Source organism: Halarcobacter bivalviorum (assembly GCF_003346815.1).
GTDB lineage: Bacteria > Campylobacterota > Campylobacteria > Campylobacterales > Arcobacteraceae > Halarcobacter > Halarcobacter bivalviorum.
Genome location: NZ_CP031217.1, coordinates 810,773 through 827,900, shown reverse-complemented (window position 1 = coordinate 827,900; position 17,128 = coordinate 810,773). Strand labels below are relative to the sequence as shown.

At 30.0% G+C, this 17,128-nt stretch carries 15 protein-coding genes; 4 read left to right on the top strand and 11 right to left on the bottom strand.

Features of this window, described 5'->3' with window-relative positions:
* Positions 1-3 precede the first annotated feature (3 nt).
* The 9 genes from ABIV_RS04180 to gltB are packed head-to-tail and all read right to left on the bottom strand — an operon-like array spanning position 4 to position 11,348.
* Complete coding sequence (locus tag ABIV_RS04180) at positions 4-789, bottom strand: BUD32 family EKC/KEOPS complex subunit (protein ID WP_114840445.1); 786 nt, start codon at positions 787-789, stop codon at positions 4-6.
* Positions 780-1,136, bottom strand: coding sequence for a diacylglycerol kinase (locus ABIV_RS04175; protein WP_114838704.1), 357 nt, complete (start codon positions 1,134-1,136; stop codon positions 780-782). The genes ABIV_RS04180 and ABIV_RS04175 overlap by 10 nt, the downstream gene beginning before the upstream one ends.
* Complete coding sequence (locus ABIV_RS04170) at positions 1,137-2,045, bottom strand: lipid A biosynthesis lauroyl acyltransferase (RefSeq protein WP_114838703.1); 909 nt, start codon at positions 2,043-2,045, stop codon at positions 1,137-1,139.
* Positions 2,029-3,033 carry a lipopolysaccharide heptosyltransferase I gene (gene waaC / locus ABIV_RS04165; protein ID WP_114838702.1) on the bottom strand — a complete coding sequence of 335 codons (1,005 nt, stop codon included), beginning with the start codon at positions 3,031-3,033 and terminating at the stop codon, positions 2,029-2,031. The genes ABIV_RS04170 and waaC overlap by 17 nt, the downstream gene beginning before the upstream one ends.
* A complete protein-coding gene (locus ABIV_RS04160; protein ID WP_114838701.1) occupies positions 3,030-4,502 on the bottom strand; it encodes a Ppx/GppA phosphatase family protein in 1,473 nt (490 codons plus the stop codon). Before ABIV_RS04160 ends, waaC begins: the two co-directional genes overlap by 4 nt.
* Entirely contained in the window at positions 4,502-4,756 is a 255-nt protein-coding gene (locus ABIV_RS04155; RefSeq protein WP_114838700.1) for a YfhL family 4Fe-4S dicluster ferredoxin, read from the bottom strand. The genes ABIV_RS04160 and ABIV_RS04155 overlap by 1 nt, the downstream gene beginning before the upstream one ends.
* A 41-nt stretch (positions 4,757-4,797) precedes the next feature.
* Positions 4,798-5,532 (bottom strand): inositol monophosphatase family protein, encoded by a 735-nt coding sequence (locus ABIV_RS04150; RefSeq protein ID WP_114838699.1) that lies wholly within the window; start codon positions 5,530-5,532, stop codon positions 4,798-4,800.
* 4 nt (positions 5,533-5,536) lie between these two features.
* Positions 5,537-6,910: a glutamate synthase subunit beta gene (locus ABIV_RS04145; protein ID WP_114838698.1), complete on the bottom strand. Its 1,374-nt coding sequence runs from the start codon at positions 6,908-6,910 to the stop codon at positions 5,537-5,539.
* Position 6,911: 1 nt separating this feature from the next.
* Positions 6,912-11,348, bottom strand: coding sequence for a glutamate synthase large subunit (gltB, locus tag ABIV_RS04140; RefSeq protein ID WP_114838697.1), 4,437 nt, complete (start codon positions 11,346-11,348; stop codon positions 6,912-6,914).
* A 283-nt stretch (positions 11,349-11,631) separates the two neighbouring features.
* Between gltB and ABIV_RS04135 the strand changes: the two genes are divergently transcribed.
* From ABIV_RS04135 to ABIV_RS04120, 4 genes are all read left to right on the top strand, one after another.
* Positions 11,632-12,690: a TRAP transporter substrate-binding protein gene (locus ABIV_RS04135; protein ID WP_205526951.1), complete on the top strand. Its 1,059-nt coding sequence runs from the start codon at positions 11,632-11,634 to the stop codon at positions 12,688-12,690.
* 144 nt (positions 12,691-12,834) lie between these two features.
* Positions 12,835-13,893: a TRAP transporter substrate-binding protein gene (locus ABIV_RS04130; RefSeq protein WP_205526950.1), complete on the top strand. Its 1,059-nt coding sequence runs from the start codon at positions 12,835-12,837 to the stop codon at positions 13,891-13,893.
* A 3-nt stretch (positions 13,894-13,896) separates the two neighbouring features.
* Positions 13,897-14,520 (top strand): TRAP transporter small permease, encoded by a 624-nt coding sequence (locus ABIV_RS04125; protein ID WP_114838696.1) that lies wholly within the window; start codon positions 13,897-13,899, stop codon positions 14,518-14,520.
* Positions 14,520-15,803: a TRAP transporter large permease gene (locus tag ABIV_RS04120; RefSeq protein ID WP_114838695.1), complete on the top strand. Its 1,284-nt coding sequence runs from the start codon at positions 14,520-14,522 to the stop codon at positions 15,801-15,803. Before ABIV_RS04125 ends, ABIV_RS04120 begins: the two co-directional genes overlap by 1 nt.
* 295 nt (positions 15,804-16,098) lie before the next feature.
* On the opposite strand, the gene ABIV_RS04110 is transcribed toward ABIV_RS04120, so the two are convergent.
* Positions 16,099-16,407 carry an AzlD domain-containing protein gene (locus ABIV_RS04110; RefSeq protein WP_114838693.1) on the bottom strand — a complete coding sequence of 103 codons (309 nt, stop codon included), beginning with the start codon at positions 16,405-16,407 and terminating at the stop codon, positions 16,099-16,101.
* Positions 16,400-17,083, bottom strand: coding sequence for an AzlC family ABC transporter permease (locus ABIV_RS04105; RefSeq protein WP_114838692.1), 684 nt, complete (start codon positions 17,081-17,083; stop codon positions 16,400-16,402). Before ABIV_RS04105 ends, ABIV_RS04110 begins: the two co-directional genes overlap by 8 nt.
* Between the last annotated feature and the right edge of the window lie 45 nt (positions 17,084-17,128).

The following is a 17,128-nucleotide window of genomic DNA, read 5'->3' as shown; positions in this document are numbered from 1 at the left end:
TACTTAGCCTTCTAGATTTTTAAGAATTAAAAGTAGTTTAAAGAAACCTTCCCCATCTCTTCCCATAATATTTTTTATAAATTTAACTTGACTAAGAGTAATAAGAAAAGAGAGTTTACTTGCCAGTTTTTTAAGTCTTTTTCTAAAATCTTTATTTTGAGGTACAAGTTGTATATATTGATTTATAATAAAGTTATAATCAAGCTCAAAATTTGCCCTTGTTTTTGTTAAAGAGAGTAAAAAAAGAATTAAATCTCTAAATTGTAAAGTTTCTAAAGAGATACTTTTATCAAAACTATCTTCAAAATCTATTACTGTAACTTTATCTTCTTTATAGATAAAATTTCTAGCTTGTGCTCCACCATGAAACTCTTTATTATTATGAATTAAAGCTAACTCTTTTAACATCAATTCCATATAGTAATACATTTTTTCTTTTGTAATATCTCTTTTTCTAATATATGAATTTACCATTTTACCAGAATCTTCTAATACAAAAAACTCTTCATTTTTAAAGATTATATTAGGAGTGCAAACTCCTTTTTCTTTTAGTCTCTCTATCTTTGTAGTTTCATAAAGTAAACTCTGTTTTTCACTTTTATTTTCAACGGGAAGAAGAATATCAATGTCTGTTAACTTGTAAAATAGTTTATGAATAAAGTTTGATTTTGTAGCTCTTGCTCTTTTTAACCAATACTTTTTAGTAGCATATTCAAAAGAAAAAATCTCTTCTTTATTATCCTTAGATAAAGAAAAAATCTCTTCTTCTAATTTTTTATCTAGGCCCATATTAAAACTACTATCCATGTAATAGTATGTAAGCCTATTGTAAACATTACAGCTGTAGAACCAATATCTTTTGCTGTTTTAGCTAAAGGAGCATGTTCTTTTGTTACAAGATCAACTACATTCTCAATTGCAGAGTTTATTAATTCAACGATTAAAACTAAAATACCAGTTACAAAAAGAATAAGCTTATAGATTAAAGAGACATCAATTAATAAAATTCCTATGATAATAAAGATTGCACAGAAAAGCTCAAGTTTAAAAGAGCTCTCTGTTTTAAAAGCATGTATAAATCCATCAAGTGCATATTTTGTATTTTTAAAAAGGTGATATTTAGGTTTGTTATTCATTTAACTTCTTTTATATAGATTTTTATAAAATTTTTTCCATCTCTTATGTTGCCAAAACCATAATTCCGGAGTTTTCTTTATCTGTTCTTCTATTATATTAGCTTGTAATTGAGTTAACTCTTTAACTTTATCTTCACTTTTATATTCAATTTTTAAAGGGTCAATTGCTTCATAAACTTTAATTGTATAATCTCTAAAATCATTCATAACAGCAAACATTGGAATAATTACTGCATCAAATTTTAAAGCTAATCTTGCAGTTGAATCTGTAGCCATTACTTTTTTATTAAAAAACTCTATTTCCATTCCATTTTTCATATGTTGGTCAATGGCTACTGCTACATTGTGATTTTGTTTGAAAGCTTTTAGCATTCCTTTAGCTGCAACTTTTTTTTCAAGCATTACGATATTATTTCTATCTCTTGCTTTTATGTACATATCATTTATTAAAGGATTATCCATCTTTCTATTAACAACTGCTAAAGTTCCATATTTTAAAGCTGTATAAGGAATAGCAATTTCCCAACCACCATAATGTGCAGTTATAAATATAATTTTTCTATTCTCTTTTATTGCATTTAATATTACTTCTTCATTCTCTATTTTTGCTTTTGAAAGTAGTTTCTCTTTTGAGATAGATTGGTTTTCTATAAACTCATACATATTAAATAATAAAGACTTATAAGATTCGTATATTATTTTATCTTTTGCCTCATCACTTAATTTATCTTCAAAGGCTAAATCTAAATTTACCTTTGCAATATGTTTATGTTCTTTATTAAATTTGTAAGCTAGTTTGGCACATAAAACTAAAAATTGTTTTACAAAGCCTTTTGGTAAGATAGTAAAAATAAATTTAAAAAAGTTGTAAATATAAAATATTAAATATTCTTTAACACTTGCCTTCAAATAATATTTCCTTAATCATGCTAGTAATTTTTTCTTCATCTATGTTTTGTATTGAAAAATCTTCTCTATTGAGTTTTTCTGGGTTAACTTTTGATTTTGATTCAATAATCTTATTTAAATCTGTTTGATAAGTATTTCTATATCCAGGTGTACAACCAAAAATAGTTATTGATGGAATATTTAGTGCCCACGCCATATGAGTTGGCCCAGTATCATTTCCAACCACTAAATCAACTTTTGCAACTAATGCTTTTAAATCATTTAATGTCAATTTTGGTAAAACAACTGCTTTTGAGTTAGAAGAGATATATTCAGCCATACTCTTTTCCTCTTCATTTCCCCATGCAATTAAAAAGTTTTCATCTAAACTATTGCATATTTTAGCGAATTTCTCTTTAGAATATATTTTTGAAGGCCAACTAGCACCAACGATTAATAAAATATTTTTTTTGTTATTCTTTAGATACTCACTAAAATCAAATCTTTCATTAAAAAATAAAAAAGGCTCTTTTTTTAATAATTGTTCTTTTGAAACTTTTATTTCTAAAGGTTTTAAGATAACATCTAAATTTCTTTCTATAACATTTTTTGAGTAATCTGATTCAATTTTATGAGAATATAAAGAGGAAGCCAAACTCTCCCTTGTAGATGTTTTACTAAAGCCTACTCTTTTTTTACCAAGTAATTTAGCAACAATTGCAGACTTTATAAGACCTTGGGCATCTATAACTAAATCATACTTATTTTTTGAATATTTTTTAATCAATGAAAATTGAGAAAAAAACTTCATCTTATTTTTTTTAATTGATTTTAGGTTTACAGGATAAATATTATTTATATGTGGATTATCTCTTAATACTTCTGCAAAAGCTTCTTCGACAAACCAATCTATTTTTATAGAAGGATTTATTTTTTTAATAAATTGCAAAGTTACCATGGCATGAATAATATCACCCATGGCAGAAAGTTTAACAATTGCTATTTTCATAAAACTACTTTAACTTTAATACCTTCTGGTGTTTCAAGCTTTTTAATATCACTCTCTACTACATAAATAGATTTCTCAAAAGCTACTCTTAATTTACTATTCTTTAGCTTGTAAGTCACTTTAGGGTTAGACATATCTTGATTTATTGTTAGATTTAAACTAATCATAAAAGATAGCCAATGCATAGTTTCAAGATTTGGTAAAAGAGTTGAATACTTCTCTAACTCAGTTTCTTTAGGTAATCTTTTTTTAGAAAACTTTATAATATGTGCAACAGTTACTCTTGAAGAGTGTTGAAAATCATAATTTAAACCATTTAAAATAAAATCAGCTGTATTGTCATTTGATTTATAAAAGTTTAAAGTTGTACCAATAGAATGAAGTTTAGAAGCAATAACTAAAAGAGTTTTATATTTGTCATCTAAATTATGAATTGGTTTTAATACATCAAAAATTTGTTTTGCATTATTTCCTAAGTAAGCACTTTGCCTAGGACAAATTTCAAATCTATCAAGTAAACTTCTAACACTTACATTAAAATTTTGTGGGAATTTACAATTACTATTTCTTAAAATATCAGCTAAATATACACCTTCTCTTACTCCAACTCCTGAAGTAATTACAGTTTTTGTATTTAACTCATCAAGAATAGTTTTGAAAATAAAAGCACCCTCTTTTATTGTGTCATATCTATCTTTTTTTATTCCAATATGCTTTAAAGTATTATTATTTTTTGCATTAATAATTTTGTCAAAAACATAAGAGTTTAAATCTACACTATATGAAAAACCATGTAAAATATCTAAAGGATACTCATTTTTATTCATAATGATTTTACTAAGTGACCTTATACTTCCACCTATTCCAACAACTGTTTGAGGAATATCATGTCCACAATTTTTCACTTCTTCAAGTTTTTCTAGAATAAAATTTCTTGCACCAGTATAATCATTTTTAGAAAAATATAGCTCATTTAATCTTACTGTTCCAACATCTAAAGAGATACAATCAACTATTTGCCCATCTTTTATAAAAGCAAATTCAGTTGAACCTCCACCAATATCTATAGTAACAAACTCTTCACCATGTATTAAATTTAATGCAGCAATTCCACCATAATAAGCCTCTTTAGGTCCATCAATAACTCTTATATTTAAACCTAATTCATTTTTAACTTTATTAATGAAAACCTTAGCATTAGGAGCGTCTCTTAATGCAGAAGTAGCAACACAAATAATTTTTCTTGATTTTAATGCTTTAGAAATGTTTAGGAAAGATTGCAAAGAATTAAAAGCTCTTTGCATTGGAGCTTCTTGAAGATTGCCACCATTTTCATAGCAACCCTCAGAAATTTTAACGCGACTCTTCGTCTCATTTATTAAGTTAAAAGAAAATCTACTACTCTTTTCCAAAACAACCATACGCATTGAGTTTGACCCAATGTCTATAATAGTTGTTACTTTAGCCATTACGCTTCTTCTTCTTGTAACTGCTCGTATTTAAACTTTAACTCTTCCATTGTCTCTTGATTGTCAGGATCAACGATAATACAATCAACAGGACATACTTCAATGCATGCTGGTTCTTCAAAATGACCTACACACTCTGTACATCTGTCTGGATCAATAATATATATTGGATCTCCCTCTTCAATAGCGTAGTTTGGACATTCTTCTCTACATGCATCACACGCGATGCAATCATCAGTAATAATTAATGACATAAACCATTTCCCCAAGTAAAATATAGTGTTGGAGTTATAACCTAAAAAAGTTTAATTATTTCTTTAATTAGTATAAAATCAGTATAGTTTTTAGTTATTATTAAGAATTCATCATTTTGATAAATATATAGTTCTTGATTTATATATAATGAAGCAGCAATATCAAACTCTCTTAACTTCCCAGCAAAAAGTACAAACTTATAGTTTCTTGCATTTGCTAAAGATAAAGCAGCCGCCCCTGGGCTTCGAAATTTGATTGAATTTTCTTTTAGTTTTTCTGTAAGAGATGGATAATCATAAGCTCTTTCAAAAATAGCTATATTTGGATTTTCAATTTCATAAAAACCAAGATATTGTTCACTTAAAATATTTATCTTATTTACCTCTTCATCTTCTCTAAAAATTAATACGGCAGTAGATAAATTACAAACATATCCTGCAATATATTTATCATTTTTTTTGACAGCTACAGAAGTTCCATAATACTCTAAACCTGAAGAGAAGTTATGACTTCCATCTAAAGGGTCAATTATAATTTTAATATTTGAATTATTTGATACTCGACCTATCTCTTCAGAAAAAATATCCCCAAAAGATGAGAGGTATTTTATAAAAATATTTTCAGCAATAATATCAATTTGTAAAGTTTTGTCTCCCCCAAAACCAATTTGAGAAGACTCTTGTAAGTCAGCTTGAGTCATATGAGTATTTATATACCCATATAACTCTTTATTTGCTTGAATAACTGCTTTTGTAAACGAGTTATAATCAAACATAGGATTAAGATAGAGCTTTAACTATCTCTTTTGCTGCTTCTCTACCATCAAGAGCAGCAGTTACAGCTAAATGAGCACCTCTTTGGCAATCTCCACCAGCATAAACTTTTTTGTTTGAAGTTACATAGTTGTTTGTTTCAACTGCTCCCCATGAATTTGTTTCAACATTTAAGTCTTTAAAAAATGCAGGAACTTCAGGAGAGAAACCTAATGCCATAATAATAACATCTGCTTCTTCAACATATTCACTTCCTTCATCAATTACAACTCTTTGTCTTCCTGATTCATCAGGATCACTCATAGAAGTAGTTAATAACTCAACACCAGTAGCAATTCCATTTTCAACAACAATAGATTTAGGGCTTACATTAAATTGATATTCAACACCCTCTTCTTTTGCATTTACAACTTCTTTTTTACTTCCTGGCATATTTGCTTCATCTCTTCTGTATAAACATTTTACAGATTTAGCTTTTTCTCTTACTGATGTTCTAACACAGTCCATAGCAGTATCTCCACCACCAATTACAACTACATTTTTATCTTCCACATCAATATATTCTACATTTTTGTTTCCAAAGTTTCTTTTTTGAATTCCAGTTAAGAACTCCATAGCTAAGTGTACATTTGAAGCATTTTCACCTTCTACACCTGCATATCTTCCCTCTTTTGCTCCAACTGCTAAGTAGATTGCATCAAACTCTTCTTCAAGCTCTTTTGCACTCTTATCTTTACCAACCTCGCAATTTAAGTGAAGTTTCATTCCTGCATCAACTAACCAGTTAATTCTTCTTTCAACTGTAGATTTATCAAGTTTAAAACCTGGGATACCATAAGTTAAAAGTCCACCTGCTCTATCTTCTCTTTCAAACATCTCTACTTGAAAACCTTTTCTTAAAAGAAAAGTAGCTGCTGAAATTCCTGATGGTCCAGAACCAATGATTGCAACTCTTTTATCAAGAATATTATCTGTAAAAGTTGGCTTCATTCCATTTTCAAAAGCTCTTTCATTTAAGTGTGTTTCAATAGCACCAATTGAAATAGCTCCATGTCCTGTATTTAAAGAACAAGCACCTTCACAAAGTACATCTTGAGGACAGATTCTTCCTAAGATTTCTGGGAAAGGAGATGTTTCATTTGATAAAGCAAATGCAAGTTGCATATTTTTTTCAGATGTTTGCTTTAACCATGCAGGAATATAGTTTCCTAATGGGCATCCTGTATGACAGTATGGATCCCCACACTGCATACATCTATCTGCTTGCTCTCTTGCTCTATGTTTTTCAAATACTTGATAAACTTCATCATAATCTTTTAATCTTTGTAATACATCCCTCTTCTCAGGGCTAATTCTTTCAAATTTAGTAAAATTTAACATCTTAATCTCCCTCCTCAGGGTTTAGAGGTAACACTGTCATATTTTTAGGTTTAACCATCCAGAAGTTTCTAATTTCTGCTCTAAAGTTTTCTAAAATCTCTTCAGCTCTTAAAGACTCAGTCTCATTTAAATAATCCATTAATAATCTTTTTAAGAACAGTCTTTCTCTTTCTGTATCATCTGTATCAATTCTAACTGCTTCAATTAATTCTTGATTCATTTTATCTACAAATAGTTTTTCAGGATCATAAATAAATGATAATCCACCAGTCATACCAGCACCAAAGTTAACACCAGTATTTCCTAAGATAACTACAATACCACCTGTCATATATTCACAAGCATTATCTCCAGTTCCTTCAACTACTGCTGTACAACCTGAATTTCTAACACCAAATCTTTCACCAACAGCAGCTCTAACATAAAGTTTACCACCAGTTGCACCATAAAGACAAGTATTTCCAGCACCTGCAAATTCTGGACCTTGATGAGGAGTATTTACAATGATTTTACCACCATTCATTCCCTTACCAACATAGTCATTTGCTGCACCATCTAAATAAAGGTTCATTCCTTTTGATAAAAGTGCTCCAAAAGATTGTCCTGCAATACCTTTTAAGAAGATATTGATTGAACCATCAGGTAGACCTTCGTCACCATAATATTTAGCAATTTCCCCAGAAATTAAAGTACCAAATGATCTATTTAAGTTACAAATAGTCTCTTTAACTTTAATTGGTGTTGTTGGTTGCTCAATAGTTCTATGTACTTTTTTAAGTAACTCTTTCTCAAATTTGTTATCATCAAATGGTTGATTAGAATCTTTTTGACAAGTATCAACACCCTCAATTCTTCTAAGAACATTTTGGAAATCAAATTTTTGAGCAAATTCATCATCAATAACTTTTAATAAGTCAGATCTTCCAACTACTTCTTCTAATGTTTTATATCCAATAGAAGCAAGAATTTCTCTAACATCTTCTGCAATAAATGTAAAGTAAGAGATTAATCTTTCAACTGTACCATTGAAGTGTTCTCTTAAATCTTCATCTTGTGTTGCAACACCAACAGAACATTTATTTGTATGACAAATTCTTAAAATTTTACATCCAAGAAGTGTTAATGCAGCAGTACCAAAGGCATAAGACTCAGCACCAAGCATTGCAGCTTTTACTACATCAAGACCAGTCTTTAATCCACCATCTGTTTGTACATGAACTGATTCTCTTAAGTGGTTAGCTTTTAAAGCATTATGTGCTTCAGAAAGTCCTAATTCCCAAGGGTTACCAGTATGTTTGATAGATGTTAAAGGAGCAGCTCCTGTACCACCATCAGCACCAGAGATAACGATTCTATCTGCATAAGCTTTTGCAACACCTGCTGCAATAGTTCCTACACCAATTGTAGATACTAACTTAACAGTGATTTTAGCTTCTGGATTAATTTGTTTTAAGTCAAAAATTAATTGAGCTAAATCCTCAATAGAGTAAATATCATGGTGTGGTGGAGGTGAAATAAGTGTAACACCCTCAACAGTATGTCTAAGTGAAGCAATAAGTGGAGTTACTTTATGACCTGGTAATTGTCCACCTTCACCTGGTTTTGCACCTTGCGCAACTTTAATTTGAATCTCTTCTGCAGATCTTAAATAAGCTGGTGTAACACCAAATCTTCCCGATGCAACTTGCTTAATTTTAGAGTTTTTGATAGTTCCAAATCTTTTTTGGTCTTCTCCACCCTCTCCTGAGTTTGACATACCACCAATTGTATTCATAGCAATAGCCATAGCTTCGTGAGCTTCTGGTGAAATAGAACCACAAGACATAGCAGCAGTAGCAAATCTTTTGAAAATATCTTCTTTTGTTTCAACTTCAGATACATCAATAGCTTCTTTATCTGAATTAAATTCAAAGAAGTCTCTAATAAATTTTTTATCTCTAGTTTCAACTAACTCTTTTAGTTTTTTGAAATCAGTAATATCTTCTTTATCTTTAGCTTGTTTATTATGCATTGCTCTTGTAGTAGCTGGACCATAATCATGATATTCACCATCATTTATATATTTGTAGAATCCACCTAAATCTAATGGGAAAATATGTTTATTATCAAAAAATGCATTGAAATGTGATTTTTCAATTCTTTTTTCAATATCTTCATATGTAAGACCAGCTAAGTCAGAATGTGAACCTTCAAAACAGTCATTGATAATTTCATCACTTAGACCAAGAACATCAAATAATCTTGAGTTTCTATATGAAGCAATTGTACAAATACCCATTTTAGACATAATTTTAAGTAGTCCAGCATTTAATGCTTTTTGAGTATTTTTAAGTAATCTTTGCATCTCATATTTTGAAGATACTTTAGTTTTATGTAATTCAACAACTGAAGCATACATCATGTATGGATAAATTGCTGTTGCACCATATGCAATCATAACAGCTGCCATATGAGGGTCATAAACTTCTCCAGATACAGCTACAATTGAAACTTTATGTCTAATTCCAGCATCAAGTAAAGACTCATTTACAAATCCAACTGCCATTGCCATTGGAATAAGTTTTACTTTTTCATTGATTTTTCTATCTGAAAGAATTACAACTGAAACATTATCATCTTTAACTGCTGCAATAACTTTGTTTGCTAACTTTTTTAAAGAAGCTTTTAAATCACTTTCAAAAGTTGTAGAAAAAACTCTGTTTCTATAGTATTCATCAAATCTTGGAGATGTAGGATTACCAAAAGAGTTTAATACTTCAAATTTTTCTTTCATTAAAATAGGAGATGCTACTTTTAATCTTTTTGCATCTTCTGGTTTTTCATCAAGAATATTATGAATATGACCAAATCCAGTCTCTAAAGACATAACGATTTTTTCTCTATATGGGTCAATTGGTGGGTTAGTTACCTGTGCAAATTTTTGTCTAAAGAAATCAGTAAAGTTTCTGTTTACAGTAGAAAAACATGCTAAAGGAGTATCATCCCCCATAGAACCGACTGGTTCTTTACCATCTTTTGCCATTGGATCAATCATTTGATCTAATACTTCATAAGTAATATTAAAATATTTTTGTTTTTTCTCTAACTCTTCCAGCTCATAATCATCAGTATCAATAAAAGACTCATCAATATACTCTTGTAAGTATTCCATGTCATTATTTAACCATTTACCATAGTTTTGTGATGATTTTAAATAGTTATTAATATCTTCTTCTTTTAATACTTTCCCGTGTTTAAGGTCAAGTCCAATCATCTGCCCTGATTGTAATCTTCCTCTTTCAAGAATATTATCTTCATCTAAATCAATTGTTCCATACTCTGATGTAATATAAATTTTATGATTTTTTGTAATAATGTATTTTGAAGGTCTTAATCCATTTCTATCTATTAAACATCCAATATGTCTTCCATCTGTTAATGAAACTGCTGCAGGTCCATCCCAAGCTTCCATTACTGTAGAAGTATATTCATAAAATGCTCTTAAATCTGAATCCATATGTGGTGCATTTTGCCAAGGTGCAGGAACTAAAGATCTTGCTGCTTTGAAAAAATCAACACCATTTACAACTAAAAATTCAAACATATTATCTAATGATGCTGAATCTGAACCACCTACTTGTAAAATTGGTAAAATTCTTTTTAGTTCTTCATCAGTAAATACTTCTGATTTTAAATTTTCTGATTTAATTTGAACATTTACTCTATTTGCTTCAACTGAGTTAATCTCTCCATTATGAGCAATTGCTCTAAATGGTTGTGCTAATCTCCATTGAGGTAAAGTATTTGTTGAAAATCTTTGGTGAAATAAAGAGAAAGAAATTTGAAAATCATTATCTCTTAAATCAATATAAAACTTTTTTATGTGCGTAGGCATTACAAGCCCTTTGTACGCAATTACTTTAGATGAAAATGTTGGAATATAAAAATCTTTTTTATCTACTAATTTGTGTTCACATTCTTTTCTTGTTAAATATAACATGGCATCAAATCTTTTTGATGTCATAAGCGCATTTGGTCCAACAAATACTTGAATAATGTGAGGTAAACTCTCTAATGCTTGCTGCCCTAATGCATCAGTGTCTACTGGAACTTCTCTTGTTAAAAGAACTTTTAAATCATTCTCTTCACAATGTTCTTTAAATGTTTCGATATCTTCTAAATCTTTTGTAAAAATCATAGCTACTGCATATGTTTCAGGTAAATCAATACCTTGTTCATTAGCTATTTTTCTCATAAATTTATTTGGCATAGATAATAATAAACCTGAACCATCTCCAGTTTTACCATCTGCTGCCACTGCACCTCTGTGCATCATTCGCTCAAGCGAAGTAATAGCATCTTCTAAATTCTCATGGCTTGGCTTATTTTTTAAATCTGCCATTAAACCAAAACCACAATTGTCTTTAAAAGAAGTAAGTAAATCTAAATTACATCCCATCTTTATCCTTTTAAATTTGTATCTTTATATTCCTCATAAAGTTGGGGATTATACTTTTTTTTTGTTTAAAGCATGGTTAAGGTAAATATCTCCTTAAGAGTAGTTCTTTTGGTAGTGCTTTTTCAAGATTTAATATAATTATTTATTTTGGTAACACTTGTTACATTTCAAATAGTTACTAAAAAATTATTTTTATAAAGTTTTTTAGTTTTTTCAGTTTTATACATAAGTTTTACATATCTTTTGATTATACTTTTTCTAATTCAATTTAAGGAGAGAAAAAATGACTAAAACAATGAAAGGGATAGTATCAAGTGCTGCAGTAGCATCAATGTTATTATTCACAGGTTGTGGGGACAACAAAGAGGAGACTAAAACTGCAGAAGCTGCAAAACCAGCAGCAGCTGAAAAATTCGTACTTAAATTCTCACACGTTGTAAGTCCAAATACGCCAAAGGGAAAGGCAGCTGACTACTTCGAAAAAAGACTTGAGGAACTTTCTGAAGGTAGAATTGATGTTCAAGTTTACCCATCTTCTCAATTATATAAAGATAATGCAGTATTAAAAGCATTAAAATTAGATTCTGTTCAAATGGCTGCACCGTCATTTTCTAAGTTTGGTAAAATTGTACCTCAATTAGCTTTATTTGATTTACCATTTTTATTCAAAGATGTTGATCACTTACACAGAGTTCAAGATGGAGAAGTTGGTCAAAAACTAAAAGATATGGTAACTGAAAAAGGTTATGTAGCTTTAGCTTTCTGGGATAATGGTTTCAAACAATTATCTTCTTCTAAAAAACCTTTAATCTTACCAGAAGATGCAGAAGGTCAAAAATTTAGAATTATGTCTTCTAAAGTATTAGAAGCTCAATTCCATGCTGTTGGTGGAAATCCACAAATGATGCCTTTCTCTGAAGTTTATTCAGGATTACAACAAGGTGTTATTGATGCAGCTGAAAACCCAATTTCTAACATCTATACTAAAAAATTCCATGAAGTTCAAAAATATTTAACTATTTCTGATCACGGTTATTTAGGTTACTTAGTTGTTATGTCTCAAAAATTCTGGAACTCTTTACCAGCTGATTTACAAGAAGATGTTAAACAAGCTATGAAAGATGCTACAGATAAAGAAAGAGAATTTGCTGCTCAATTAAATAATGAGCAATTCGAATTAATTAAAGAGTATGCTGATAAAACTGGTAAGTTAGAAATTATTAACTTAAACGAAGAGCAAAAAGATGCTTGGAGAAATGCTGTTAGTAAAATTTACCCTGAATTCTATGATGCTGATAACATCGGTGAAGACCTTATCAAGGGTGCTTTAAACACTAAATAATTCTACTAGACTATCGGTTTTTCCGATAGTCTTCACTCTCTAACCTATATTTTAACTTAAATTTTTAAATTTCTTTCCTATGTACATAATAGGTACATAACTTTAGATTATAATCCTTTTATAGACTAAAAAAGGAGAGAAAAAATGACTAAAACAATGAAAGGGATAGTATCAAGTGCTGCAGTAGCATCAATGTTATTATTCACAGGTTGTGGGGACAACAAAGAGGAGACTAAAACTGCAGAAGCTGCAAAACCAGCAGCAGCTGAAAAATTCGTACTTAAATTCTCACACGTTGTAAGTCCAAATACGCCAAAGGGAAAGGCAGCTGACTACTTCGAAAAAAGACTTGAGGAACTTTCTGAAGGTAGAATTGATGTTCAAGTTTACCCATCTTCTCAATTATATAAAGATAATGCAGTATTAAAAGCATTAAAATTAGATTCTGTTCAAATGGCTGCACCGTCATTTTCTAAGTTTGGTAAAATTGTACCTCAATTAGCTTTATTTGATTTACCATTTTTATTCAAAGATGTTGATCACTTACACAGAGTTCAAGATGGAGAAGTTGGTCAAAAACTAAAAGATATGGTAACTGAAAAAGGTTATGTAGCTTTAGCTTTCTGGGATAATGGTTTCAAACAATTATCTTCTTCTAAAAAACCTTTAATCTTACCAGAAGATGCAGAAGGTCAAAAATTTAGAATTATGTCTTCTAAAGTATTAGAAGCTCAATTCCATGCTGTTGGTGGAAATCCACAAATGATGCCTTTCTCTGAAGTTTATTCAGGATTACAACAAGGTGTTATTGATGCAGCTGAAAACCCAATTTCTAACATCTATACTAAAAAATTCCATGAAGTTCAAAAATATTTAACTATTTCTGATCACGGTTATTTAGGTTACTTAGTTGTTATGTCTCAAAAATTCTGGAACTCTTTACCAGCTGATTTACAAGAAGATGTTAAACAAGCTATGAAAGATGCTACAGATAAAGAAAGAGAATTTGCTGCTCAATTAAATAATGAGCAATTCGAATTAATTAAAGAGTATGCTGATAAAACTGGTAAGTTAGAAATTATTAACTTAAACGAAGAGCAAAAAGATGCTTGGAGAAATGCTGTTAGTAAAATTTACCCTGAATTCTATGATGCTGATAACATCGGTGAAGACCTTATCAAGGGTGCTTTAGCAACGGAGTAAAATATGGTTTTTAATATTTTAAGTAAACTTATAGGATGGATTAATCAATCAATTGCAGTAATCGGTATTACAGCCGGTGTTGCAGTTGCATTTATTAATGTTGTGGCAAGATATGTATTTGATGCCTCTTTAGTTTGGGCTACAGAATTAACTGTATTCCTATTTTTATGGAGTGTATTTTTTGCAGCAGCTTACTGCTTCAAAAAAGATGCACATATCGCTGTTACAATTGTTTTAGATATTGTACCAAGTAAACTTGCAAAAATAATGCTACTGATTTCACATACAGTAACACTTGTTTTCTTAGCTACTGTTTCTTATTTTGGTTATGAATATCTATTATTAGTTATTGATTTAGATGAAAAATCAATCGACCTTTGGGATATGCCAATGTGGATTATCTACTTAGTTATCCCTATCTCTTTTGCTTTTGCATCATATAGAGTTGCTGAAAGAATTTATATCATTGCAACTACAAGTCATGACAAGATTTTAAAAGAGAGTGAAGCAGAGCAAGTTTTAGCAGGTATGGGAATGGGTGCTAAAGAGCATGCTGATAATGAAAATGTTAAAGAGTTAAATAAAATGGTTAAAGAAGTAGAAAAGAAAACGGGAGGAATGCTATAATGAGTGTTGCTGTATTATTTGGTATATTTTTCTTCCTTGTTGTTCTAGGTGCTCCAATTGCAATCTGTTTAGGAGCTGCAACGTTTGTTACGTTAATTTTGTTTACGCCAATTTCTCCAATTGAAATTTCGGCAATGATGTTTGAAAAAGTTGAACACTACTCACTTATGGCAATTCCAATGTTTATCTTTGCTGGTAACTTACTTTCTAAAGGAAGTGCAGCTCAAAGAATTATTGAATTTGCTAAGTCTTGTGTAGGACACTTACCAGGTGGATTACCAATCTCTGCTATTTTTGCATCTATTATTTTTGCAGCAGTTTCTGGTTCATCTCCTGCAACAGTTGTTGCTATTGGTTCTATTATGTTTGGTGCTATTATGCAAGCTGGATATCCAAAAAGATATGCTGTTGGTACTATTGCAACTGCTGGTTCTTTAGGTATTCTTATTCCACCATCAATCGTTCTTATCGTATATGGGGTAACTGCTGAAGTTTCAATTGGAAAACTATTTATGGCAGGTGTTATTCCAGGTTTAATGCTTGGTATTATGATGATGGTTGTTACATATATTGGTGCTAGAAGATTAGGATTTGAAAGAACTGAGCCTAAACCAATCAAAGAGAGATTAGCAAGAATGAAAGATGCGTCATGGGGACTTATGACAATCGTTCTTGTAATCGGTGGTATTTATGGTGGTATCTTCACTCCAACTGAAGCTGCAGCTGTAGCTTGTGTATGGGCATTTATTGTTTCTGTATTTATCTATAAAGATATTAAATTAACAGAAATTTGGGGAACTGCTTTAGAGTCAGCAAAAACTACTGCAATGATTATGTTTATTATTGCAAATGCAATGTTATTTGCTCACTTCTTAACAATTGAGAATATTCCTCAAGCAATTACTGAGACTTTAGTTGAAGCAAATGTAAATAAATATATGTTCTTAATCGCTGTTAACTTACTTCTAATTTTAGCTGGTTCATTCATGGAGCCTTCAGCTATTATTATGATTATGGTACCTCTGTTACTTCCTGTTGCTGTTGCACTTGGAATTGACCCAATTCACTTTGGTATCATTATTACAGTAAATATGGAGCTTGGAATGGTTTCCCCACCAGTTGGTCTTAACCTATTCGTAACCTCTGGTCTTACAGGAATGAGTATTAAAGATGTTATCGTCGCAGCATTCCCTTGGACATTAACGATTTTAGCCGGATTAATTTTAGTAACTTATATCCCTGAAATCACATTATTCCTACCAAACTTAATGTATGGTGGATGATAAACAAATTGTTTGAAATTAAATCACTTAAAAAGCTAGGAGTTTTTACTTCTAGCTTTTTTTATTTCTAAGATACTACAAAACATTACAAAATAAAATATTTTATAGCTATTCTTTTTTTTCAAGTTAAAATTCTATAGACAATATAAAGAGGTAATTATGGAAAAGTATACTTATTTTACTATAGGATTAATTTTTGTAGGAATAAGCAGCTACATCTTTTTTAGAAAAAAGAAAAAAGATGGAAAGATGAACGAAAAATTGACTTTTTAAAATAAAAGCCTAAAAAAGGCTTTTATGAAAGATAATTTCTAAATAAAGCAATAAATAGTATTGATAAAAACATAGATAAAAAAACATTATTAGTTTTATACATAATAAAAACAATCAATAAAGTAGCTAATACTCCCCCTACTCCTTCTTTTACAATACTAGGGAAAACTAAAGCTAAAAGTAAAGTCGAAGGAAGATAATCTAAAAAAAGTTCTATATTCCTATTTTTTGAAAGTTTACTTGAAAGAAGAATACCTGAAATTCTTAAACTATAAGTTCCTACTGCAACTAAAAATATTATAAGTAAAGCACTAAAAGTAAAATCATTCATATCTTTTATCCTTAGAGAAAATCACAGCTGAGAGAGCTCCTAGAATTGCAGCTAATACTATATAAATTTTTCCATCTATTAATTGCTCAAAAGCAATAGCACTTACTATTGTTATAAGCCAAGGAATAATATTTTCTTTTCCTTTATACATACTAATAACAAGAGCTAAAAATATTGCTATAAAAGCAAAATCTAAACCATATTTTTCTGGGCTTTGAATAAAATCACCTAAAAAGTATCCCATTGAAGTACCTAGAAACCAAACAGAGAAAATACATACTCCACCACCAAGTAAAAACATAGGTGTAATCTCTTCTTGTTTTAATCTTTGCATAGTTATAGCCCAAGACTCATCTGTAACAAAATGCATAAACTTAAATTTTTGCGTTTTTGTTGTACCTAAAAATAGAGTATTTAAAGAGGCTGTTACTAAGAAATATCTTAAATTCACAAGAAGTGCTGCAACTGTAACTCCTATAATATCTAAACTTGTACTCCACATATCTACAATTACAAATTGAGAAGAACCAGCAAAAATAAAGATATTCATCAAAGCTAATTGATAAAACTCAATATCTTTTTGAATACAAAGTACACCTAAAACTGCACCATAAGCAAATACACTAACTCCAATTGGAAGGTTTGCTAAAAATCCATTTCTAAAATTATTATCCATAAAGAAATAGTAACAAATAAAAAAAGTATTGTCTTGTATAAAATT